This is a genomic window from Pseudomonas sp. M2, assembly GCF_015751845.1.
Taxonomy (GTDB): Bacteria; Pseudomonadota; Gammaproteobacteria; order Pseudomonadales; family Pseudomonadaceae; genus Aquipseudomonas; species Aquipseudomonas putida_E.
In genome coordinates this window covers 2,115,277-2,136,678 of record NZ_JADOUD010000001.1, presented here as the reverse complement: position 1 = coordinate 2,136,678, position 21,402 = coordinate 2,115,277, and the positions used below count along the sequence as shown (strand labels likewise).

The window sequence follows — 21,402 nt, the reverse complement described above, 5'->3', positions numbered from 1 at the left end:
TCATTCTCCTTGCGCCGTAGGAGCAGCAGCGCTCACTTCGAGCATCACGCCATGACGCGCGGTGACCCGCACCTGCTGGCCGAGCTGCAAGGGCGTAGTGCACTGGACCTGCCATTGTTCGCCCTGGGCCATTACCGCGCCACAGAACGGATTGCCTGCCACCACCTGAGAGACACTCACCAAGCTGCCGACCAGGCCGGCATCACCGCTGACCAAGGCCCGCTTGCGAGCTTTGAGGGCCATGCCCAACACGCCACCGATCAACAATGCCGAGAGCACCGCCAGGCTCGCGATCAACGCCAGCGGAATGCCAAAGCCGGGGGCGTCGGTGTCTATCAGGATGACCGCGCCCACCACGAACGCCACGATGCCGCCAAAGCCGACCACACCAAAACTGGGCAGGAACGCCTCGGCGATCATGAAGGCGATACCGAGCATGACCAGCGCGACACCGGCAAAGCTCACCGGTAGCAATTGCAGGGCATACAGCGCCAGCAACAGGCAGATGCCACCGACCACGCCGCCCACGCCGGAGCCAGGGTTCATGAACTCGAACAGCAGGCCATAGACGCCGATCATGATCAGGATCAGTGCCACGCTGGGGTTGGTGATCACGGCCAAGAGGCGCGTGCGCCAGTCCGGCAGATGCTCGGCCAGGTTGGCGTCGCGGGTCTGCAACTGGCGCGGCTGGTCAGCGGCGATCAGGGTCTTGCCGTCGAGCTGGCGCAGCAGGTCAGGCAGGTCGTTGGCCACGTGGTCGATCACCTTCTGCTTGAGCGCTTCGCTGGCCGACAGGCTTACCGCTTCGCGTACAGCCTTTTCCGCCCAGTCGGCGTTGCGCCCGCGCAGCTGCGCCAGGCCGCGGATATAAGCGGCTGCATCGTTCACCTGCTTGCGCGCAAGGGCTTGTTCATTGGCGTCGGGCTTGGCCTTGTCATCCTTTGGTGTACCTGCAGGGCCGCCAATCTGCACGGGGGTGGCGGCGCCGAGGTTGGTCCCCGGCGCCATGGCCGCCACGTGGCTGGCATACAGGATGTAGGTGCCAGCGCTGGCAGCACGGGCACCGCCTGGGGCAACGAAGGTCGCAACCGGCACGGGGCTGGCGAGGATGACCTTGATGATCTGGCGCATGGCGCTGTCCAGGCCGCCGGGTGTATCCATGCGGATCACCACCAGTTGCGCGCCTTGTTCCTTGGCCTGATCCAGGCCGCGCACCACATAGTCGGCGCTGGCCGGCCCTATGGCATCATCGATGCTCAGCACCCAGATCGCCCCAGGCGCGGCCTGGCTGCCCGGGGCGAGGCCAAGCATCAGCACCAATAACCACCAGCGCCAGCAGCGAGCGATCACCTGTCGTCACCTTGTTCGCTTCTATACCCCAAGTTTAGCCATGCCTGCCCAGGCAGGGCCTAAAATTGGAGATGGGGGCGAAACCGGAGGTGCATCATGCGAATGGCCAAGACCCTGCAGCAGCGCCTGGACCAGGCCAACTGCGACTACGACATCATTCCCCATCCCCACTCGGCGACCAGCCTGGAATCGGCGCGTACGGCTGGTGTGCCGGCCGAGCGGGTTGCCAAGTCGGTCATGCTTGACGACCGCCATGGCAACTACATCATGGCGGTGCTGCCTGCCAATCGGCACCTGGACATGAGCAAGGTACGCATGTCTGGCGCCTGGCAACTGACCCGCGAAAGCGGCCTGCCGAGCTTGTTCGGTGACTGCGAGCGTGGCGCCATCCCGGCAATGGGTGACGCTTATCAGATAAAGATGCTGCTCGATTCGAGTCTTACCCGCCAGGGCGATGTCTACCTGGAGGCAGGTGACCACGATCACCTGATCCACATGAGCATGGAGCAGTACCTGAAACTGGTGCCGCAAGCCGAAGTACGCGAGCTGTGCTGATGTTCTCAAACCAATGCCGGGCTGGCGTCGTGGACGGCCCGCCCGGTACCCAGGAGGAAACATGGAAGCGCCTACCCACCACTTTTCCGAGCTGTTCAAGCAGTTGGGCTTGCCCGACGATCCTCAGAGCATCGATCAGTTCATCACCAGCCATTCACCGCTGAAAAACGAGATCAAGCTGGTGGATGCGCCGTTCTGGAGCGACTCCCAGCGCGCTTTTCTCAAGGAGAGCATCATTGAAGATTCCGATTGGGCAGTGCCCTTCGATCAACTCAACGAAGCGTTGCGCCGCCCCCGCAAATAAAGCGCCGAGCGGCACCTGACGAGTGATCGGCCGTTGCTATGCTCAGGAAAACAATAAGGGGATATGCGCGATGAAAGATCCCTACGCACCAGGTTTCTGGTGCACCGTGACCATCCTGGGCACCCTGACGGCCGGTTACTTCTACGGTATCCGCCATACACACCAGATGAGCCAGGCTGTGCAGTTTCTGTACGCTGCGGCGGCAGTCGCGGCGGCGGTCGCGCTGCTGGGTCTGACGTGGATCGCCTGGCAGCAACTGCACCTGAACAAGCGCGAGGTGATCCAGGGGCGAACATTGCTCACCATCTGGAACACCAAGGTAGCGCTACGCCGGGTAGAGACGGTTTTCGACCGGTATTTCTGGGGCAGCTATTGGCACTCGGGGCGCACCTTCGAGGAAGTGATGGGCGAGCTCAAGGGCACCCCCCTGGAGCAAAGCCTGGATGCGCTCAAGCGCCAGTGCCGGGTGCTGGACCGCGAGATCCACGACCATCAGCATCACTGGCTGGCCAACGCCCGCGATCTCTCCAGTGTGGCCACGGCCATGGCACGCGAACGTTACCAGCTCGACCTGTGCGAGCCCTCGAGCAGTGGCCAGGGCAACACCGCAGTGCTCAATCGTGACCTTGAAGTGCTGGTTTACACCTGGTCGGCGCGCCTGCGCAGCTTCGACCATCAGTTGGACGAACTGGAGCGCGCCTACCATTGAGGGTGGTCATTCGCCGCGGATGTACTGCTCCAGCTGCAGGATCAGGCTGGCCTGTTCGGCGATGGTTTCCTTGACCAGGTCGCCGATCGACAGCAGCCCGAGCAGCTCGCCATTGCTGACCACTGGCAGGTGGCGCAAGTGGCGGTTGGTCATCAGGTTCATGCAGTACTCAAGATTCTGCTTGGGCTCCACCGTGACCACAGGTGCACTCATGATTTCCCGCACTGGCGTGGCCGCCGAAGAGCGCCCCTTGAGCACGAGCTTACGGGCATAGTCACGCTCGCTGACGATTCCCACTACCTGGTTGTTCTCCACGACCGGCAGCGCACCGACGTTTTTCTCCGCCAGCATTTTCAGGGCGTCGAGCACCGAGTCATCAGGGCCGATGGTGTAGACGGTCTGGTGCTGGGACTTGGTCTTGAGGATTTGTTCGACGTTCTTCATACAGGCCTCTGCGGGTGGAAAAAACGAGCTCTTGGAGTAACTAAAGCATCCGGCACGGTGGCCTGCACGGCAATGCAGGAAACGGCATCGAGTCGATTGAAAAACGTCATGGCTGAAGTCGTTGCGTGGTGAGGCAGTGGTCAGGCTTGAGGCCGCAGGTGGGATGTCGAATCGGATGGGGCAATATTCACGATAATCTGTGACAATGCATGTCAAGTTGCCATCACTCAGTCCTCTTTCGGCAAGGAGCCGCAATGCACCGTGTGTTTCGCCTTACAGCGCTAAGCTGTGCCTTCATCACCGCTGCCGGGTGCAGCACTCAGCAGATGGACACTATTTCCAAGAAAGTCAAAGACATTGGCAGGGACTACGGCATGCCGGTGCTCTGTGGTGTTGGTGTGGTGGCCGGGGGGGCTGCCGGTTACGCCCTCAAAGGCAAGGACGGCATCTTGCCGGGTGCTGCCGTAGGCGGCGCGGTGGGTTGCGTCGTGGGTTATGTCTGGCAGTCCCGACTGCAGGAGCTGGATCGCATCGCCAAGGAAGAAAACCTGAAGATCACCACCGAGAAGCTGACCGTGGCCTCGGCCGCCGTGGTAACCGCTGTGCCCGAGCAGGCAGGGTTGGTGACCCAGATCGAAGACAGCGGCATGTTCGCCACCGGCTCTGACCAGTTGACCCCAAGCGGCCAGCGCGCCGTGGCCAAGCTGGCGCAGATGTATGCCAAGCCTGCCGCCACCGATAAGCAGGCCGCCGCCAAGGAGTCGCAGGATCGTCGCCTGCTGATCGTCGGCCACAGTGATGCTGTGGGTAACGCCGAGTTCAACCAGAAGCTGTCTGAGCGCCGCGCCAAGACCGTGGGCAAGGTCATGCTGCAGGCGGGCATTCCCGCCAATGCGATCTACTACCAGGGGGCCGGAGCCTCGCGACCGATTGCCGACAACAGTGACCCGCTGTTGCGTGGCCAGAACCGCCGAGTGGAAATCGTCGAGCTGGCCAACGAACAGGCCTTGGTGATGCGGGCCCAGGCAGAGGCGAGCAACACGCGCTACCTGCACTATGGCACCTCGACCGCAGCCAAACCCAAGGCTGCCGGCAGCGCTCGGGCCAGTAGCACGCCGGCACAGGCCAAGCCGACCGGGCGGGAGACCGCAATGCCCGGTACGGGCGTCGCCAGCACCCCTGGCCGCACCAACCCCACGAAAGCCGCTGCCCGGCCGCAAGTCGATTTCGCTGGCACGCCGGTGGCCAGCTACAACTGGACCATGGCCCAGAGCATCAAGCCCAAACAGAGCGGTTTCACCTTGATCAGCAGCGCTTATGCCGCGCAGATGCCGATGTCGAGCTGTGAGGCCGACAGGCCGCGCAACGCTGGCGAGGTCCTGAGCATGGTCAACGACCAGCCGCTGCAGCGGCGCGCTACCAAAGACTACCTGCCCGGTTATAACAACCGCGTCTGGGCCAATCTGGTCAATGGGCACCTGGTGACGGTGTCGCCGGTATCGATCCTGCGCGAGAACGCCAAGGTCGATCGCCAGCCGATCCTTCAGCTGGTCGAAGATTACAAGCTGCCCACGCAGCACAAGCCACGCACGATGAAAGCCGTGGCCAACACCTATGAAGGCGAAAGCGAAGTGCTGTACCGGGTCTTCGCCAGTGATGCCCAGGCATCGATTTCCTGCATGGATATCGTGTTCAGCAAGGGCAATGCCCAGGCCAGTCAAGGTGCCTTGTTCTATGCCGCCGGCGGTGATGCTTTCGTCGCTGCTTACAAGCCGATCCCGGCCACCAAATAACCCAGTCAAGGACGTCCTGAATGGAAGACTTTTCGCTAGCTGCACTCAAATCATTGATTCTCGCCAATCAGTTGTTCACCGCCGGCCTCCTTTCGCTGCTGGTTACTGCGCTGATCGTGCGTAAATACTGGGAGGAGGTTTCCTACTTTCTCATCCGTGTCTGGCACAGCCTCCCCCTGATCGGTACGGTGGCCCGGCTGTCGCGCAAGCGTTCCTCGGTCGACAGCGATGGCTGGATCAACCACGAAGTGACCTTGTCCAAGCCGTACTACGGCCAGTACAAGAAGTACATGAAGGGCGTCAACGCCTACAATGCCTCCCTTGACTACCTCGCCAAGGCCGGTGAGGCCGGGCGCTCGCCGCGCCCGGGTTGGGTGCTGGTGCTGGTGCTGATGCTGGTGCTGATCGAGGCCATGGGTTTTGCCTACGTCCTGGCGGGCTGGATGAACATGGATGCTTCTACCAATGACCGCCATTGGCTGACCGCCGGCACTGCGATCCTGCTCGCCGTCGCCTCGGCGTTCTTCGCCGAAGCCGCCGGCCATACGTTGCACCACAACAGCCTGATCGCCCGTGCACGCCACTGGTGGCAAGGTGAAGAGCCTACCAAGCGCTCGCGTTCGCTGAAGGCTGGCAAGGCGATCAACCTGGAAGACTCTTTCTCCGACGCGGACAAGCCGGACTACGAGCAACTGCTGGTACGGGTGAAGGACGTCAATTCCAACGTCTCGCGCAAGTTCGTCTGGCTGGTGGTCTGTGGTGTGTTCGTGGCGGCCATGGCCGTGGGGGCATTCGTCGTGCGCTCGGCGACCCTGGACAGCATCGAGACCGAGATGGTCAACGGTATGCGCGCAGAGTCCGCTGCGCAAAGCTCCAGTGCAGGTTCCCCGTTTGACCTGCCAGCAGAATCCCAGGCCATCAACGATGAGGCCGACAACGCCACCATCGATGACAAGATGCAAGCGATACGCCAGGCCAGCCTGACCACCTACATCATGCTGTCACTGATCTACATCGCTATTCAGGGCATCAGTATCTGGCTGGCCAGCCGTTACTACTTTGCCGGCACCCACTCGCCAACCGCCTGGCGCCTGACCCACGAGTACGCCACCGCCGAGGAAATGCTCGACGCGATGGATCAGAAGCGTCATGCCATTGCCAGCCACGCCGACGACAAGCTGCGCCGTCTGCAGACCTCGCTGTCTGGCCGCGACCACACCGACGCCGCTGTGCTGCACGCGCTGGAAGGTGAGAACACCGCACATCGCAACTTCCTCGCCTACGTCGAGTACAAGGCCGGCAAGGTCGCGCCCCAGGCAGTCAAGCCAAAACCTAGCGTTGAAGCCGCTGCGCCAGCGCCTGCCGCGCAACCTGTAGCCCCCGCCCCGGTTGCGCAGCAGGCTGCTGTATTCGAGCCTGTCGCAGTGCCCTTGGCCGAGCCTGCCGCCCCTGCCGAAATCAAGGCTTCGGACTTCCACGACATGACTGGCCTGCCTGAAGAGAACCTGGCTGCCGCCAGCCGTGCGCTGAATGTCAGCGAGGCACAACTGCGTGACATCCGCGAGCAACAGCAGGCGCTCAAGGCGCTTGGCCTGTTCCCTGCGAAAAAGGAGGGCATGCTGTCATGAGGCTTGCCAAGGCCCTGATCCTTGCGCTGGCGTTGCCTTGCGCAGCACTGGCTGCTGAGCGCAATGACCTGCAGAGCTGCTACACGCGCAATGGTCTGGCTGACATCAAGCCTGCAGCGTCCGGGCGCGAGCTGGTGGTGATCATCGATCAGACCATCCCGATGCCTGAAGACCTGCAGCGCAGCAGCTGGGGCCAGATCGACCGGTTCGTTCAGCCGGGCGATCGCGTCAGGCTCTATACATTCTCAGCGTTCTTGCCGGGGGAGTATCAGCGCCTGGTGTACGCCGGTGAGCTGGACATGCCGTTGCAGGGCGAGGTTCGCGACGACGTCAACATGCGCAAGCTGAGGGGCCTGGATCAGTGCCTGGCGACCCAGAAGAAAGCGTTCCAGGCCGGCTTCGGCGGGCTGTTCGTCAAAGGGCTGCGTGACGCTCGCCAGGATATCCCCAAGAGCGAAATCATGAACACCTTGCGCCGGGTTGGTGAGGACATGAGCAAAGAGCAGGGTGTCCAGGAGCGGGTGGTGTATCTGATTTCGGACATGCTCGAGCATTCGGACTACACCAGCTTCTATGCGGCAAACCAGATCAAGCAGCTCAATGTCAGTAATGAACTCAAGCTGGCACAGAGCAAAGGGCTGTATGCGGACCTGCAGGGTGCCAGGGTGTATGTTTCCGGTGCAGGCCTGGTTACCGATGCGGTGAAGCATGCCTACCGATCGGGCAAGACCATGGATGCGTTGAACGATTTCTGGGCGCAATACCTGAATGCGTCCAACGCGACCCTGGAAGGTTTCGGCACGCCGAGCCTGAGTACTGATCTTCGCTAAGCAGGGAGGGGCTGCAAACCAGCCCCGGTCCGCCAACGAAAAAGCCCCGGGCGCAGGCCCAGGGCTTTTTGATATGGCGCACTCGGCGGGATTCGAACCCACGACCCCTGCCTTCGGAGGGCAGTACTCTATCCAGCTGAGCTACGAGTGCAACGCGCACGCATGATACCCATCTGATTCGGTTGCGTCCATCGCCTTGATCTTTGTCCATTTTTCCTGATCCAGGTGCACTTGCGCGACGCACACCAGATTGCGCAATTTTTGCGCAATCACCTCGGCCCGATGCCTGCTCAGCCCGCCGATACCTATTTCGATGTACAGCAAGTCATCCTGCTGGCTGACCTGCACGCTGTGCGGCGTAAGAAACTGCAGGGCGAACAGGTTGAGTACCCGGCACAGGGTATCCGGCTCAGCTTCGGCTTGCAGGCGATAGCACACGTTGCTGTGGCTACTGCTGGCGGCCCAGACATCGGTTCGGGGCAGGGGGCGTTCGAATGGGTTCATGCTGGTCTCCGCAAAGGTGGGAGAAATTCTGGCAGGTTGATGCCGGCTTTTTTTCGCTATTATTTGATGAATTAGCCATTCAGGCGAATTGTTTGATTCGAAAAATATAAGCTTGGGGAATTTTTAATGCAAAGCGATCTGGATGCGTATGACCGGCGGATTCTCGAGCTTCTTCAGGAGGATGCGTCACTGTCCAGCGCGCAGATTGCCGAGCGCGTAGGGCTGTCGCAGTCGCCGTGCTGGCGCCGTATTCAGCGGCTCAAGGAAGAGGGGGTCATCCGGGGGCAGGTCACCCTGCTCGATCGCAAGAAGGTCGGCCTGAACACGCAGATCTTTGCCGAGGTGAAACTGAACGCCCATGGTCGCTCCAACTTCACCGAGTTCACCGAGGCGATCCGGGGCTTTCCAGAGGTGCTGGAGTGTTATGTGCTGATGGGGTCAGTAGACTTCCTGTTGCGTATCGTCACGCAGGATATCGAGGCTTACGAGCGGTTCTTCTTCGAAAAGCTGTCGAACGTACCGGGGATTCAGGAGGTGAATTCCATTGTGGCGCTGTCGGAGATCAAGTCCACCACCAGCCTGCCGCTGATGCGCTGATGCTGTCGCCGGCAAGCCGGCCCCCACTGGGTTTGCGCTGAGCTTGAGAGCCGCGGGGTAACCTGTGGGGGCCGGCTTGCCGGCGATGATGCACAAGGGGATGTCAGGCCTTGAGCAGATGTTTCCAGCCACGGCTCTGATCAATCGCACGGGCTTGTTCCACGCGGGCCTCCAGCAGCTCGCCAGGCTCTTCGGCCAGTGGCAGTTCAGCCAGCTCATGCAGCTTTTTCAGATCGCCATACAAGCGGTCCATCTGCGGCGCCTCGAGTACCTGGCGCGCATGGTGCAGCCAGGCCAGCAACTGTTCGATGCGCGGCAGTTGTTCTGCCAGGTCTTCCGGGCGTTGAGTGTAAAGCGGTAGCTTCAGCGCACGGCCTTCTTCGCCCAGCAGGTGTGCCACCCAGCTGGCCAGTTGCGCCTTGCCCTGGCGTTCGCCACGGCCCTTGCGCTCTGCGGTCCAGGCGCGGGCCAGCAGCCAACGTGATGTTTCCAGGGAGAATTGGCCCCAGCGCACGTCCTCGAGCTCTTCGAGGAACTGCTCTGGCGCGGCGCGACGGATGTCTTCGTCGTCATTGCCGGCCTGTACCAGCGGGCGCCAGTCTTCCAGCAGCGCGTCCAGGCTGGCGCGCAGGTCACGCGTGCTGGCACGCGGCGCGGCCTGGCCAAGGCTTGCGACCAGTGCACGCAGTTCTGCCAGGCACTGCACCCAGTCCTGCAGCAGGCGCCAGTGGCCATTGTGGCGATATTGCTCGGCCAGGCGCTGGCTGCTGCCCAGCAGTTGCCAGGCGAGGGCAGCGAAGGCATCGTCGACCGGCATTTCGGCGTCCAGTTCGGTGCTTGGCAGGCCCAGCTCATAGCTGTCCGGCTCCAGCAGTCGGTAGCCGCGCTCGGCCTTGCTGATGTCGCACGGCATCAGGGGCAGGCTGGCGGCCAGCTCGGCGGCCAGCTCCAGCAGTGCCTCGGGGGCACCTTCGCGCAGTTCCAGCTCCAGCTCGCAGATCTCTTCCTTGCGCTTGCCGGCAATCACGAAGCCCTGGTCCAGCGCTGCCTCGATCACTACTTTGCTCTTGCCGCGGCCCCAGGCGATCTCAGCGAATTCGCGGGTGAAGTCGGTGGTGAACAGCGGTTTGATGGATTTTTTGTCAAGTTCGGCCAGTTGCTCAGGCCAGCAGGTGGCGTCGAGCTTTTTCAGGTCGAGTTTGACTTTGTCCAGGTGCCACTCGTATTCGTTGCGTTCGGACAGGCCGGCGACGCTTTGGCCACGGCACTTCAAGGTCTGGATGATCACCTCGCCGTCGCGGCGCAGGCGCAGCGCCACTCGGGCAGCAGAAAGGTCGCGCTCAGGGGTGTCGAAGTACTGGTTGAGCAGCTCGCGGGTCTGCCAGCCGGACTTGTTGCGCTTTTTCAGCAGAGGGTGCTCGCGCAGTGCGGCCAGGGTGTCGCGGCTGGCGCGGAGCTTGAGTTCGGTTTCTTTGTGCATCGCAGGCTCGAAGAGGGGCGTGATTGCCGTGCAGTCTACAGCAGTGTGCCGGCAACGGTTTATTCCTTACGGCGGATGGCCCTATGATGGGCAATGCTTCCGAGGAGTTCGCGCATGCCGTTGCCCACGCTGAAAGACCAGTTTGCCGCTTTGATCGCCGCGCCCTCGGTCAGCTGCACCCAACCTGCCCTGGACCAGTCCAACCGCCAGGTCATCGACCTGCTGGCAGGCTGGTTGGGCGACCTGGGGTTCAGTTGCGACATCCAGCAGGTCAGCCCAGGCAAGTTCAACCTGTTGGCCAGCCGTGGCACTGGCCCGGGCGGGCTTGTGCTGGCTGGCCACAGCGACACCGTGCCGTATGACGAGCAGTTGTGGACGAGCGACCCACTCAAGCTGACCGAGGCCGATGGCCGCTGGGTGGGCCTGGGCAGCTGCGACATGAAGGGTTTTTTCGCCTTGATCATCGAAGCGGTGATTCCGTTGCTGGAGCATGACTTCAAGCAGCCGCTGCTGATCCTCGCCACCTGCGACGAAGAAAGCTCGATGTCCGGTGCCCGCGCCCTGGCCGAAGCGGGTCAGCCGCTTGGCCGTGCGGCGGTCATCGGTGAGCCGACCGGCTTGCGCCCGGTCCGCATGCACAAGGGTATCCTCATGGATCGCATCGACATTCTCGGGCGCAGCGGCCATTCCTCTGACCCAAGCCTTGGCCGCAGCGCGCTGGAAGCCATGCACGCGGTGATGGGTGAGCTGATGGGCCTGCGCCGGCAATGGCAGGACACCTACCGCAACCCGCAATTCACCGTGCCCACGCCGACCATGAACTTTGGCTGCATCCACGGTGGCGACAACCCCAACCGTATCTGCGGCCAGTGTGCCCTGGAGTTCGACCTGCGCCCACTGCCAGGCATGGATGTAGAGCAGTTGCGTGCAGCCATCCGTGAGAAGCTTCGGCCGGTGGCCGAGCGCCATGAGGTGCGTATCGACTACGCGCCGCTGTTCCCCGAGGTGCCACCGTTCGAACAGGCGGCCGATGCCGAACTGGTGCAGGTGGCCGAGCGCTTGACCGGCCATCGCGCCGAAGCGGTGGCGTTCGGTACCGAAGCGCCTTATCTTCAGCAACTGGGTTGCCAGACCATCGTTCTTGGCCCTGGCGACATTGCCTGTGCCCACCAGCCGGGCGAATACCTGGAAATGTCACGAATCGAGCCTACCGTGCGTCTATTGCGTGACCTGATCCGGCACTATTGCCTGAATTAAACGTCCACCCTGCTGATTCGTCTTTGCCTAGAGGAGACCGCGCGTGACCGCAAGCCTGTTCCGACGATGATCCTGAACGCCGTGTGATCCAACGTTCTCCGTCCACTTTATCCACAGGCCCTGTCATGCCCGATTACGTCAACTGGCTGCGTCATGCCTCCCCGTACATCAATGCTCATCGCGACTGCACCTTTGTGGTCATGCTCCCCGGCGATGGGGTGGAACACCCGAATTTCGGCAATATCGTCCATGACCTGGTGTTGCTGCACAGCCTGGGCGTGCGCCTGGTGCTGGTGCATGGTTCGCGCCCGCAGATCGAGAGCCGGCTGGCCGCCCGTGGCCTGACCCCGCACTACCACCATGGCCTGCGCATTACTGATGCGGCAACCCTGGACTGCGTGATCGACGCCGTGGGTGCCTTGCGCCTGGCCATCGAAGCGCGCCTGTCGATGGACATCGCTGCCTCGCCGATGCAGGGCTCACGCCTGCGCGTGGCCTGCGGCAACCTGGTGACTGCCCGCCCTATCGGCGTGCTCGAAGGGGTGGACTACCACCACACCGGTGAAGTACGGCGCATCGACCGCAAAGGCATCAGCCGCCTGCTTGACGAGCGCTCGATTGTGCTGCTTTCGCCGCTGGGCTATTCGCCGACCGGTGAGATCTTCAACCTGGCCTGCGAAGACGTGGCCACCCGCGCCGCCATTGAATTGGGTGCCGACAAGCTGTTGCTGTTCGGCGCCGAACCCGGGCTGCTGGATGAGAGCGGCAAGCTGGTGCGTGAGTTGCGCCCGCAGCAGGTTGCACCACACCTGGCGCGGCTGGGCAGTGATTACCAAGGCGAGTTGCTCGATGCCGCCGCCGAGGCCTGCAAGGGCGGCGTGGCGCGTAGCCACATCGTCAGCTATGCCGAGGATGGCGCACTGCTCACCGAGCTGTTCACCCGCGGCGGTGGCGGCACGCTGGTGTCGCAGGAGCAGTTCGAAGTAGTGCGCGAGGCGACCATCGAGGATGTGGGTGGTTTGCTGGAGCTGATCAGCCCGCTGGAAGAGCAGGGCATTCTGGTGCGACGCTCACGTGAAGTGCTGGAGCGTGAGATCGAGCAGTTCAGCGTGGTCGAGCGCGAGGGCATGATCATCGCGTGCGCGGCGCTGTATCCGATTGCCGATTCCCAGGCTGGTGAGCTGGCGTGCCTGGCAGTGAACCCGGAGTACCGCCATGGCGGGCGCGGTGATGAGCTGCTGGAGCGGATCGAGAGCCGGGCGCGGGCGTTGGGGTTGAATACCCTGTTCGTGCTTACCACCCGGACCGCGCACTGGTTCCGCGAGCGAGGCTTTGCCCCCAGTGGGGTAGAGCGGCTACCGTCGGCGCGAGCATCGCTGTACAACTACCAGCGCAATTCGAAAATTTTCGAAAAGTCTCTGTAAGCCAGGGAATCGAGTGCCCTGCCAACCCATGAAAAACGCCGCCCCAGAGGGCGGCGTTTTTCATTTACACGGTATGCAGATACCAGTTGTACTCGAGGTCGGAGATCGAATGCTCGAACTCCTCCAGCTCGCTCTCCTTGCACGCGACGAAGATGTCGATGTACTTCGGATCGATGTACTTGTTCAGGATCTCGCTGTCGTCCAGCTCGCGCAGGGCATCGCGCAGGTTGTTCGGCAGGCTCTGCTCCAGCTGCTCGTACGAGTTGCCTTCGATCGGCTCACCCGGCTCGACCTTGTTGGTCAGGCCATGGTGCACACCAGCCAGTACGGCGGCCATCATCAGGTACGGGTTGGCGTCGGCGCCGGCCACGCGGTGTTCCAGGCGTACGGCGTCGGGCGAACCGGTAGGCACGCGCAGGGCCACGGTACGGTTGTCCAGGCCCCAGCTCGGCGCGTTCGGCACGTAGAACTGGGCGCCAAAGCGACGGTACGAGTTGACGTTCGGGCAAAGGAACGCCATCGACGCAGGCAGGGTCTCGAGCACACCGCCGACAGCATGACGTAGCGCGGCGTTCTGCTCGGGATCCTCGCTGGTGAAGATGTTGTTGCCATCCTTGTCCAGCACGGAAATGTGTACATGCAGGCCGTTGCCTGCCTGGCCCGGGTAGGGCTTGGCCATGAACGTGGTGTCCATTTCATGGTCGTAGGCGATGTTCTTGATCAGGCGCTTGAGCAGCACTGCATAATCACAGGCCTTGAGCGGGTCGGGGACGTGGTGCAGGTTGACTTCGAACTGTGCCGGGGCGCTTTCCTTGACGATGGCGTCGGCCGGAATGCCTTGTTCCTTGGCGCCTTCGAGGATGTCCTGCAGGCAATCGGCGTATTCGTCGAGGTCGTCGATCAGGTATACCTGGGTCGACTGCGGGCGCTTGCCCGAGATCGGCGAGCGTGGTGGCTGTGGGCGGCCGTTCACGTTCTCCTGGTCGATCAGGTAGAACTCCAGTTCGAACGCGGCGCAGATGGTCAGGCCCAGGTCGTCGAACTTGCTCACCACCTGACGCAACACTTCACGAGGGTCGGCGAAGAACGGCTCGCCTTCAAGCTCGTGCATGGTCATCAGCAACTGGGCGGTCGGGCGTTTCTGCCACGGCTCGTTGCAGAGCGTGTCCGGGATCGGATAGCAGATGCGGTCAGCATCGCCGATGTCCAGGCCAAGCCCGGTGCTTTCGACGGTGGACCCGTTGATATCGAGGGCGAAGAGGGAGGCCGGCAGGTTGATGCCTTTCTCGTAAACCTTGTGGAGGCTGGTGCGCTCTATGCGCTTACCGCGCACCACACCATTCATATCTGCAATCAGAAGGTCAACGTAGAGAACCTCAGGATGTTCCTTAAGGAACGCGTTCGCTTCGTTAAGCTGAACGGCACGCGGGGGTACCGACATGATGCAACACCTTTGTTGTTAAAAATATCAATCAAGGGGGGCTTGCAGGACCAGTCAATCGAAAAGCCTTACTGATGTCAAGCCAACCCCATGATGCCCTGAAATGGCACATCGACGGCAGATTTGCTGCATATCGGGGCGTGCCATTATCCGCTATTTCCCTGACAAAGGGCTATCTCCGACAAGCCGTGTTTTATTTTTTACGGAGGTGTTGTGTAAAAAAATGAACAAGGCTAAGCTCGGTCTCAACCCAAAACACAATAATACGAGGGTCACATGGTCCGCTTGTCGCGACCTGAAAGCGCTGCCTGTGCAGTGCGCTCGGGTATCCCTGCCGTTGCGGCACGCATCAATTGCGCTGTGGTCGCACTGGCCGCAATAATTGACGCTTTGCGCTTCTGGACTACCCCTCGTAGCGCCGTTTCGCTTCCTTTCTTGTATTCCTGCCCTTCGAACTCATTACGGACACGCTTGTTTCCAGTGTATCCACTGTGCTCCTGCGTGGGGGTTTTTGCTTTAGCAACCCACTCCATCCAGAATCAATGCGCGGACCACATTACCTCCTGAGGTATCTATGAGTAACAACCTCGACCAGCTCACCGATTGGTTGAAAGAGCACAAGATCACCGAAGTCGAATGCCTGATCAGTGACCTGACTGGCATCACCCGCGGCAAGATCTCGCCGACCAACAAGTTCATCGCCGAGAAAGGCATGCGCCTGCCCGAGAGCGTGTTGCTGCAGACCGTGACCGGCGATTACGTCGATGACGACATCTATTACGAACTGCTCGACCCGGCCGACATCGACATGATCTGCCGGCCCGATGAAAACGCTGTGTTCCTCGTGCCGTGGGCCATCGAGCCTACCGCCCAGGTCATTCACGACACCTACGACAAGAAGGGCAACCCGGTCGAGCTGTCGCCGCGCAACGTACTGAAGAAAGTCCTGCAGCTTTACGCCGACAAGGGCTGGCAACCGATCGTCGCGCCAGAGATGGAGTTCTACCTGACCAAGCGCAGCGAGGACCCGGACTTCCCGCTGCAGCCGCCGGTAGGTCGTTCAGGCCGCCCGGAAACCGGCCGCCAGTCGTTCTCCATCGAAGCTGCCAACGAATTCGACCCGCTGTTCGAGGACGTCTACGACTGGTGCGAGCTGCAGCAACTGGACCTCGACACCCTGATTCACGAAGACGGCACGGCGCAGATGGAAATCAACTTCCGTCACGGCAACGCCCTGCACCTGGCCGACCAGATCCTGGTGTTCAAGCGCACCATGCGCGAAGCGGCGCTCAAGCACAATGTGGCCGCCACCTTCATGGCCAAGCCCATGACCGGCGAGCCGGGCAGCGCCATGCACCTGCACCAGAGCGTGGTCGATTCGGTCACCGGCAAGAACATCTTCAGCAATGAAGACGGCAGCATGAGCGAGCTGTTCCTGCACCACATCGGTGGCCTGCAGAAGTTCATCCCCGAGGCGCTGCCGCTGTTTGCCCCGAACGTCAACTCGTTCCGCCGCTTCCTGCCAGACACTTCGGCCCCGGTAAACGTCGAGTGGGGCGAGGAAAACCGCACCGTCGGCCTGCGCGTACCGGATGCCGGCCCACAGAACCGTCGCGTCGAGAACCGCCTGCCAGGCGCCGATGCCAACCCTTACCTGGCCATCGCTGCGAGCTTGCTGTGCGGCTACATCGGTATGGTCGAAGGTATTGCCGCCAGCGCGCCGGTGCAGGGGCGCGGCTACGAGCGGCGCAACCTGCGCCTGCCGCTGACCATCGAAGACGCCTTGGAACGCATGGAAGTCAGCCGCGCGCTGACCCAGTACCTGGGCAAGAAATTCATCACCGGCTACGTTGCCACCAAGCGCGCCGAGCATGAGAACTTCAAGCGCGTCATCAGCTCTTGGGAGCGTGAGTTCCTGCTGTTTGCTGTGTGATCAACCCCTGAGGCCGCCCGCCGGCGGCCTGTGGACCCTGGAGAAGCACATGAGCGTCAAAAACCCGCAAACCCGTGACTGGCAAACCCTGAGCGGCGAGCACCACCTTGCACCCTTCAGTGACTACAAGCAGCTGAAGGAAAAGGGGCCGCGCATTATCACCAAGGCGCAGGGTGTGCATTTGTGGGACAGCGAGGGGCACAAGATCCTCGACGGCATGGCCGGCCTGTGGTGCGTCGCGGTGGGTTATGGCCGTGAAGAGCTGGTGCAGGCTGCCGAAAAGCAGATGCGCGAACTGCCGTACTACAACCTGTTCTTCCAGACGGCCCACCCGCCTGCGCTGGAGCTGGCCAAGGCCATCACCGACGTGGCGCCCGAGGGCATGACCCATGTGTTCTTCACAGGCTCCGGCTCCGAAGGCAATGACACCGTGCTGCGCATGGTCCGCCACTACTGGGCGCTCAAGGGCAAGCCGCAGAAGCAGACCATCATCGGCCGCATCAACGGCTACCACGGCTCGACCGTCGCCGGTGCAAGCCTGGGCGGCATGAGCGGCATGCACGAACAGGGCGGCCTGCCGATCCCTGGCATCGTGCATATCCCGCAACCGTACTGGTTCGGTGAAGGCGGCGACATGAGCCCGGACGACTTCGGGGTGTGGGCGGCCGAGCAACTGGAGAAAAAGATTCTGGAAGTGGGCGAGGACAACGTCGCAGCTTTCATCGCCGAGCCGATCCAGGGCGCCGGCGGCGTGATCATCCCGCCAGAAACCTACTGGCCGAAGGTCAAGGAGATCCTCGCCAGGTACGACATCCTGTTCGTCGCTGACGAAGTGATCTGCGGTTTTGGCCGTACCGGCGAGTGGTTCGGCTCAGACTACTACGACCTCAAGCCCGACCTGATGACCATCGCCAAAGGCCTTACTTCCGGTTACATCCCCATGGGCGGTGTGATCGTGCGTGACAAGGTGGCCAAGGTGCTCAGCGAAGGCGGAGACTTCAACCACGGCTTCACCTATTCCGGTCACCCGGTGGCCGCTGCGGTAGGCCTGGAAAACCTGCGCATCCTGCGCGACGAGAAGATCATCGAGAAGGTCCGTACGCAAGTGGCACCCTACTTGCAGAAACGTCTGCGTGAGCTGCAGGACCACCCGCTGGTGGGCGAGGTACGCGGCCTGGGCCTGCTCGGCGCGATCGAGCTGGTCAAGGACAAGGCCTCCCGCAGCCGTTACGAAGGCAAGGGTGTGGGCATGGTCTGCCGCAATTTCTGCTTCGACAACGGCCTGATCATGCGCGCGGTGGGTGACACCATGATCATCGCTCCACCCTTGGTGATCAGCCATGCAGAGGTGGACGAGCTGGTGGAAAAGGCGCGCAAGTGCCTGGACCTGACCCTCGAAGCGACCCGTTGAGCGCCTGCTAGGCTAGCGATGTGACATTAAGTCGTTACAAGGGGATGGTTTCCTTGAAACAGCGCCTTGTAACTTGCCAGACTAGCGGCTGTTTCAGTCGCCCGGCGCTCTGCACGGTAGGTTCTGGCTGCTGAACAGATGGCTAAATAAAAAATTCTGGAGCATGACGCATGAAGAAAATGGGCAAGACGTTGCTGGCCGCCGCCCTGATGGGTGCCATGGCCACCGCTGTACAGGCTGAAGACAAGGTGCTGAACGTCTACAACTGGTCGGACTACATCGCTCCGGACACCATCGCGAAGTTCGAAAAACAGACAGGCATCAAGGTCAAGTACGACGTCTTCGACAGCAACGAAACCCTGGAAGCCAAGCTGCTGGCGGGCAAGTCCGGCTATGACGTGGTCGTGCCGTCCAACAACTTCCTGGCCAAGCAGATCAAGGCGGGGGTCTACGAAGAGCTCGACCGCTCCAAGCTGCCGAACTGGAAGAACCTCGACGAAGACCTGCTCAAGGCCGTCGGTGACGCCAGCGACAAAGGCAACAAGCACGCCTTCCCTTACATGTGGGGCTCGATCGGCATCGGCTACAACCCGGAGAAGGTCAAGGCCGCGCTGGGCGTCGACAAGATCGATTCGTGGGACGTCGTGTTCAAGCCTGAGAACATCGAGAAGCTCAAGAGCTGTGGCGTGAGCTTCCTCGACGCCCCGACCGAAATGCTGCCAGCCGCGCTGCACTATCTGGGCCTGCCTAGCGACAGCACCAAGAAAGAAGACCTGAAGAAGGCCGAGGACCTGTTCCTGAAGATTCGTCCTTCGATCACCTACTTCCACTCGTCCAAATACATCGGCGACATGGCCAACGGCAACATCTGCGTGGCCGTCGGGTACTCGGGTGACCTGGAGCAATCCAAAGCCCGCGCACACGAAGCCGGCGACAAGGTCAAGGTCGACTACATCATCCCGAAAGAAGGCGCTGGCACCTTCTACGACATGGTCGCCATCCCCAAGGATGCCGAGCACAAGGACGCCGCCTACAAGTTCATGGACTTCCTGATGCAGCCGGAAATCATGGCCGAGATCACCAACGCCGTACGTTTCCCGAACGGTAACGCTGCTGCGACCCCGTTGGTGGACAAGGACATCACCAGCGACCCGAGCATCTATCCACCTGCCGACGTGAAAAAGCACCTGTACGCGATCGCCGCGCCAGAAGCTGCTGCCCAGCGTCTGATCACCCGCAGCTGGACCAGGATCAAGTCGGGCAAGTAAGCCCGATGCAAGACCTCTGGGCCGGGGTTTTCCGGCCCAGAGCCGGTGAATGGCAATTGATGATTGCGGCATGGTGGCTGCGAGGGTAAGTTGCGCGCCGGTTTTGCGTGCGCGGCAGCGCTGCGCCGTTACCAAGGCACTGATTGTGAGGACCACCCACTTGTCTATTTCTGTATTACGCAAAGCCTTCATGGCTGGAGCGGGCCTGATGCTGGCATGCAGCGTCCAAGCGGCGCCTACGGTGCACTTCTACAACTGGTCCGACTACATTGGCCCGACCACGCTCGAAGACTTCGAGAAAGCCACGGGTATCAAACCTGTGCAGGACGTGTTCGACTCCAACGAAACCCTGGAAGGCAAGCTGCTGGCCGGCAACACCGGTTATGACGTGGTAGTGCCGTCCAACCATTTCCTCGGCAAGCAGATCAAGGCGGGCGCGTTCCAGAAGCTCGACAAGAACCTGCTGCCCAATTATTCCAACCTGGACCCGGCGTTGATGAAGCGCCTGGAAAAGAACGACCCAGGCAACCAGTACGCCGTGCCTTACCTGTGGGGCACCAATGGCATCGGCTACAACGTCGACAAGGTCAAGGCGGCACTGGGCGTGGACACCATCGATTCCTGGGCCGTGCTGTTCGAGCCCGAGAACATGAAGAAGCTCTCCCAATGCGGCGTGGCGTTCCTGGATTCGGCGGATGAAATGCTGCCGGCGGTGCTCAACTACATGGGGCTGGACCCCAACAGCACCAACCCCAAGGACTACGAGAAGGCCGAGCAGAAGCTGCTGGCGGTACGCCCGTACGTAACCTACTTCCACTCGTCCAAGTACATCACGGACCTGGCCAACGGCGACATCTGCGTCGCGGCAGGTTTTTCCGGCGATGTGTTCCAGGCCAAGGCCCGCGCTGAAGAAGCGAAGAAGGGCGTGAACCTGGCCTACGCGATTCCCAAGGAAGGCGGCAACCTCTGGTTCGACGTGCTGGCGGTCCCCAAGGACGCCAGGAACGTCAAAGAGGCTCACGCCTTCATCAACTATTTGCTGAAACCTGAGGTTATCGCCCAGGTCAGTGATTACGTCGGTTACGCCAACCCGAACCCCAAGGCTGGCGACCTGATGGACCAGGCCGTGAGGACTGACGCCGCGGTTTACCCACCGCAGGAAGTGCTGGACAAGATGTTCGTCAACAGTGAGTTGCCACCGAAGGTGCAACGTTTGATGACCCGCAGCTGGACCAAGGTCAAGTCGGGCAAGTAACAATCCAGGCCCGCCGCCAAAGCAGGGGCGGGCACACAAATCTTGTTGGGAGTTTCACTCATGGCAGTTGCCTCCGGTGCCTATAAGAAAGCCCTCGAGGGTGGCCAGCAACCCAAGCAGGTGTTGGTCAAGATCGACCGGGTCACAAAAAAATTCGACGAAACGGTAGCGGTGGACGATGTGTCGCTGGAGATCCGCAAGGGCGAAATTTTCGCCCTGCTCGGTGGCTCCGGTTCGGGCAAGTCGACCTTGCTGCGCATGCTGGCCGGTTTCGAGCGCCCGACTGAAGGGCGTATTTTCCTCGATGGCGTAGACATCACCGACATGCCGCCCTACGAGCGGCCGATCAACATGATGTTCCAGTCCTACGCGCTGTTCCCGCACATGACCGTGGCGCAGAACATCGCCTTCGGCTTGCAGCAGGACCGGATGCCCAAGGCCGAGATCGACGCCCGCGTGGCCGAGATGCTCAAGCTGGTGCACATGACCCAGTACGCCAAGCGCAAACCGCACCAGCTCTCCGGTGGTCAGCGTCAGCGTGTGGCCTTGGCCCGTTCGCTGGCCAAGCGCCCCAAGCTGTTGCTGCTCGACGAGCCAATGGGCGCGCTGGACAAGAAGCTGCGCTCGCAGATGCAGCTGGAACTGGTCGAGATCATCGAGCGCGTGGGCGTGACCTGCGTGATGGTGACCCACGATCAGGAAGAGGCCATGACCATGGCCCAGCGCATTGCCATCATGCACTTGGGCTGGATTGCCCAGATCGGTTCGCCTGTGGATATCTATGAGACGCCCACCAGCCGCCTGGTGTGCGAGTTCATCGGTAACGTCAACCTGTTCGAGGCCGAAGTGATCGACGATGCCGAAGGCCATGCGCTGATCGCCTCGCCGGAACTCGAGCGCAAGATCTACGTTGGCCACGGTGTGTCCACTTCGGTTGAAGACAAGCACATCACCTACGCCCTGCGCCCGGAAAAAATGCTGGTGACTACCGAGCAGCCGGATTTCGAGCACAACTGGTCGCGCGGCAAGGTCCATGACATCGCCTACCTGGGCGGCCACTCGGTGTTCTACGTCGAGCTGCCCAGCGGCAAGGTGGTCCAGTCTTTCGTCGCCAACGCCGAGCGCCAGGGCACCCGCCCGACCTGGGGCGATGAAGTGTACGTCTGGTGGGAAGACGACAGCGGCGTGGTACTGCGGTCATGAAACTGCGCAAGCTCAA

The 21,402-nt window shown here is 61.5% G+C and carries 19 protein-coding genes and 1 tRNA gene; 14 read left to right on the top strand and 6 right to left on the bottom strand.

The window, feature by feature from the left end:
* The gene (locus IWW33_RS09915; RefSeq protein ID WP_046786967.1) at positions 1 to 1,350 is read right to left on the bottom strand and encodes a nodulation protein NfeD; all 1,350 of its coding nucleotides are present in this window, start codon (positions 1,348 to 1,350) and stop codon (positions 1 to 3) included.
* A 96-nt stretch (positions 1,351 to 1,446) separates the two neighbouring features.
* On the opposite strand from IWW33_RS09915, the gene IWW33_RS09910 reads away from it, so the two are divergent.
* The 3 genes from IWW33_RS09910 (at position 1,447) to IWW33_RS09900 (ending at position 2,918) form a co-directional block, all read left to right on the top strand.
* A complete protein-coding gene (locus tag IWW33_RS09910) occupies positions 1,447 to 1,905 on the top strand; it encodes a YbaK/EbsC family protein (RefSeq protein WP_039601719.1) in 459 nt (152 codons plus the stop codon).
* A gap of 61 nt (positions 1,906 to 1,966) precedes the next feature.
* The gene (locus tag IWW33_RS09905; RefSeq protein WP_012312217.1) at positions 1,967 to 2,209 is read left to right on the top strand and encodes a DUF2789 domain-containing protein; all 243 of its coding nucleotides are present in this window, start codon (positions 1,967 to 1,969) and stop codon (positions 2,207 to 2,209) included.
* A gap of 70 nt (positions 2,210 to 2,279) precedes the next feature.
* Positions 2,280 to 2,918, top strand: coding sequence for an NADH:ubiquinone oxidoreductase subunit N (locus IWW33_RS09900; protein ID WP_115273320.1), 639 nt, complete (start codon positions 2,280 to 2,282; stop codon positions 2,916 to 2,918).
* Positions 2,919 to 2,924: 6 nt separating this feature from the next.
* Here the strand turns inward: IWW33_RS09900 and IWW33_RS09895 are convergent, their stop codons facing one another.
* Positions 2,925 to 3,362 (bottom strand): CBS domain-containing protein, encoded by a 438-nt coding sequence (locus IWW33_RS09895; RefSeq protein ID WP_012312219.1) that lies wholly within the window; start codon positions 3,360 to 3,362, stop codon positions 2,925 to 2,927.
* Positions 3,363 to 3,616: 254 nt separating this feature from the next.
* On the opposite strand from IWW33_RS09895, the gene IWW33_RS09890 reads away from it, so the two are divergent.
* From IWW33_RS09890 to IWW33_RS09880, 3 genes are read left to right on the top strand one after another with little or no spacing between them, the layout of a single operon-like run.
* Positions 3,617 to 5,155, top strand: a complete 1,539-nt coding sequence (locus tag IWW33_RS09890; RefSeq protein ID WP_115273321.1) for an OmpA family protein — start codon at positions 3,617 to 3,619, stop codon at positions 5,153 to 5,155.
* Between the two features lie 20 nt (positions 5,156 to 5,175).
* Positions 5,176 to 6,783 (top strand): hypothetical protein, encoded by a 1,608-nt coding sequence (locus IWW33_RS09885; protein ID WP_115273322.1) that lies wholly within the window; start codon positions 5,176 to 5,178, stop codon positions 6,781 to 6,783.
* Complete coding sequence (locus tag IWW33_RS09880) at positions 6,780 to 7,613, top strand: hypothetical protein (RefSeq protein WP_115273323.1); 834 nt, start codon at positions 6,780 to 6,782, stop codon at positions 7,611 to 7,613. Before IWW33_RS09885 ends, IWW33_RS09880 begins: the two co-directional genes overlap by 4 nt.
* A 74-nt stretch (positions 7,614 to 7,687) precedes the next feature.
* Here the strand turns inward: IWW33_RS09880 and IWW33_RS09875 are convergent.
* Positions 7,688 to 7,764: transfer RNA gene (locus IWW33_RS09875), tRNA-Arg, on the bottom strand.
* The gene (locus IWW33_RS09870) at positions 7,755 to 8,117 is read right to left on the bottom strand and encodes a hypothetical protein (protein ID WP_115273324.1); all 363 of its coding nucleotides are present in this window, start codon (positions 8,115 to 8,117) and stop codon (positions 7,755 to 7,757) included. Before IWW33_RS09870 ends, IWW33_RS09875 begins: the two co-directional genes overlap by 10 nt.
* A gap of 126 nt (positions 8,118 to 8,243) precedes the next feature.
* Between IWW33_RS09870 and IWW33_RS09865 the strand changes: the two genes are divergently transcribed.
* Positions 8,244 to 8,714 (top strand): Lrp/AsnC family transcriptional regulator, encoded by a 471-nt coding sequence (locus IWW33_RS09865; RefSeq protein ID WP_046786973.1) that lies wholly within the window; start codon positions 8,244 to 8,246, stop codon positions 8,712 to 8,714.
* A gap of 103 nt (positions 8,715 to 8,817) precedes the next feature.
* Here IWW33_RS09865 and IWW33_RS09860 read toward each other — a convergent pair whose 3' ends face one another.
* Complete coding sequence (locus IWW33_RS09860; RefSeq protein ID WP_046786974.1) at positions 8,818 to 10,194, bottom strand: CYTH domain-containing protein; 1,377 nt, start codon at positions 10,192 to 10,194, stop codon at positions 8,818 to 8,820.
* A 114-nt stretch (positions 10,195 to 10,308) separates the two neighbouring features.
* Between IWW33_RS09860 and argE the strand changes: the two genes are divergently transcribed.
* Both argE and argA read left to right on the top strand, forming a co-directional pair.
* A complete protein-coding gene (gene argE / locus IWW33_RS09855; RefSeq protein ID WP_115273325.1) occupies positions 10,309 to 11,451 on the top strand; it encodes an acetylornithine deacetylase in 1,143 nt (380 codons plus the stop codon).
* Between the two features lie 125 nt (positions 11,452 to 11,576).
* On the top strand, positions 11,577 to 12,875 hold the full coding sequence (gene argA / locus IWW33_RS09850; RefSeq protein WP_012312225.1) for an amino-acid N-acetyltransferase: 1,299 nt from the start codon (positions 11,577 to 11,579) through the stop codon (positions 12,873 to 12,875).
* Between the two features lie 64 nt (positions 12,876 to 12,939).
* On the opposite strand, the gene IWW33_RS09845 is transcribed toward argA, so the two are convergent.
* Positions 12,940 to 14,316: a glutamine synthetase family protein gene (locus tag IWW33_RS09845; RefSeq protein WP_012312226.1), complete on the bottom strand. Its 1,377-nt coding sequence runs from the start codon at positions 14,314 to 14,316 to the stop codon at positions 12,940 to 12,942.
* A gap of 574 nt (positions 14,317 to 14,890) precedes the next feature.
* Between IWW33_RS09845 and IWW33_RS09840 the strand changes: the two genes are divergently transcribed.
* The 5 genes from IWW33_RS09840 (at position 14,891) to potA (ending at position 21,386) form a co-directional block, all read left to right on the top strand.
* Positions 14,891 to 16,249, top strand: a complete 1,359-nt coding sequence (locus IWW33_RS09840; protein ID WP_012312227.1) for a glutamine synthetase family protein — start codon at positions 14,891 to 14,893, stop codon at positions 16,247 to 16,249.
* Positions 16,250 to 16,298: 49 nt separating this feature from the next.
* Entirely contained in the window at positions 16,299 to 17,660 is a 1,362-nt protein-coding gene (locus IWW33_RS09835; protein WP_174141047.1) for an aspartate aminotransferase family protein, read from the top strand.
* Positions 17,661 to 17,830: 170 nt separating this feature from the next.
* A complete protein-coding gene (locus IWW33_RS09830; RefSeq protein ID WP_046786978.1) occupies positions 17,831 to 18,928 on the top strand; it encodes a polyamine ABC transporter substrate-binding protein in 1,098 nt (365 codons plus the stop codon).
* Between the two features lie 160 nt (positions 18,929 to 19,088).
* On the top strand, positions 19,089 to 20,183 hold the full coding sequence (locus IWW33_RS09825) for a polyamine ABC transporter substrate-binding protein (protein ID WP_174141046.1): 1,095 nt from the start codon (positions 19,089 to 19,091) through the stop codon (positions 20,181 to 20,183).
* A gap of 60 nt (positions 20,184 to 20,243) precedes the next feature.
* On the top strand, positions 20,244 to 21,386 hold the full coding sequence (potA, locus tag IWW33_RS09820; protein ID WP_012312231.1) for a polyamine ABC transporter ATP-binding protein: 1,143 nt from the start codon (positions 20,244 to 20,246) through the stop codon (positions 21,384 to 21,386).
* Positions 21,387 to 21,402: the final 16 nt, after the last annotated feature.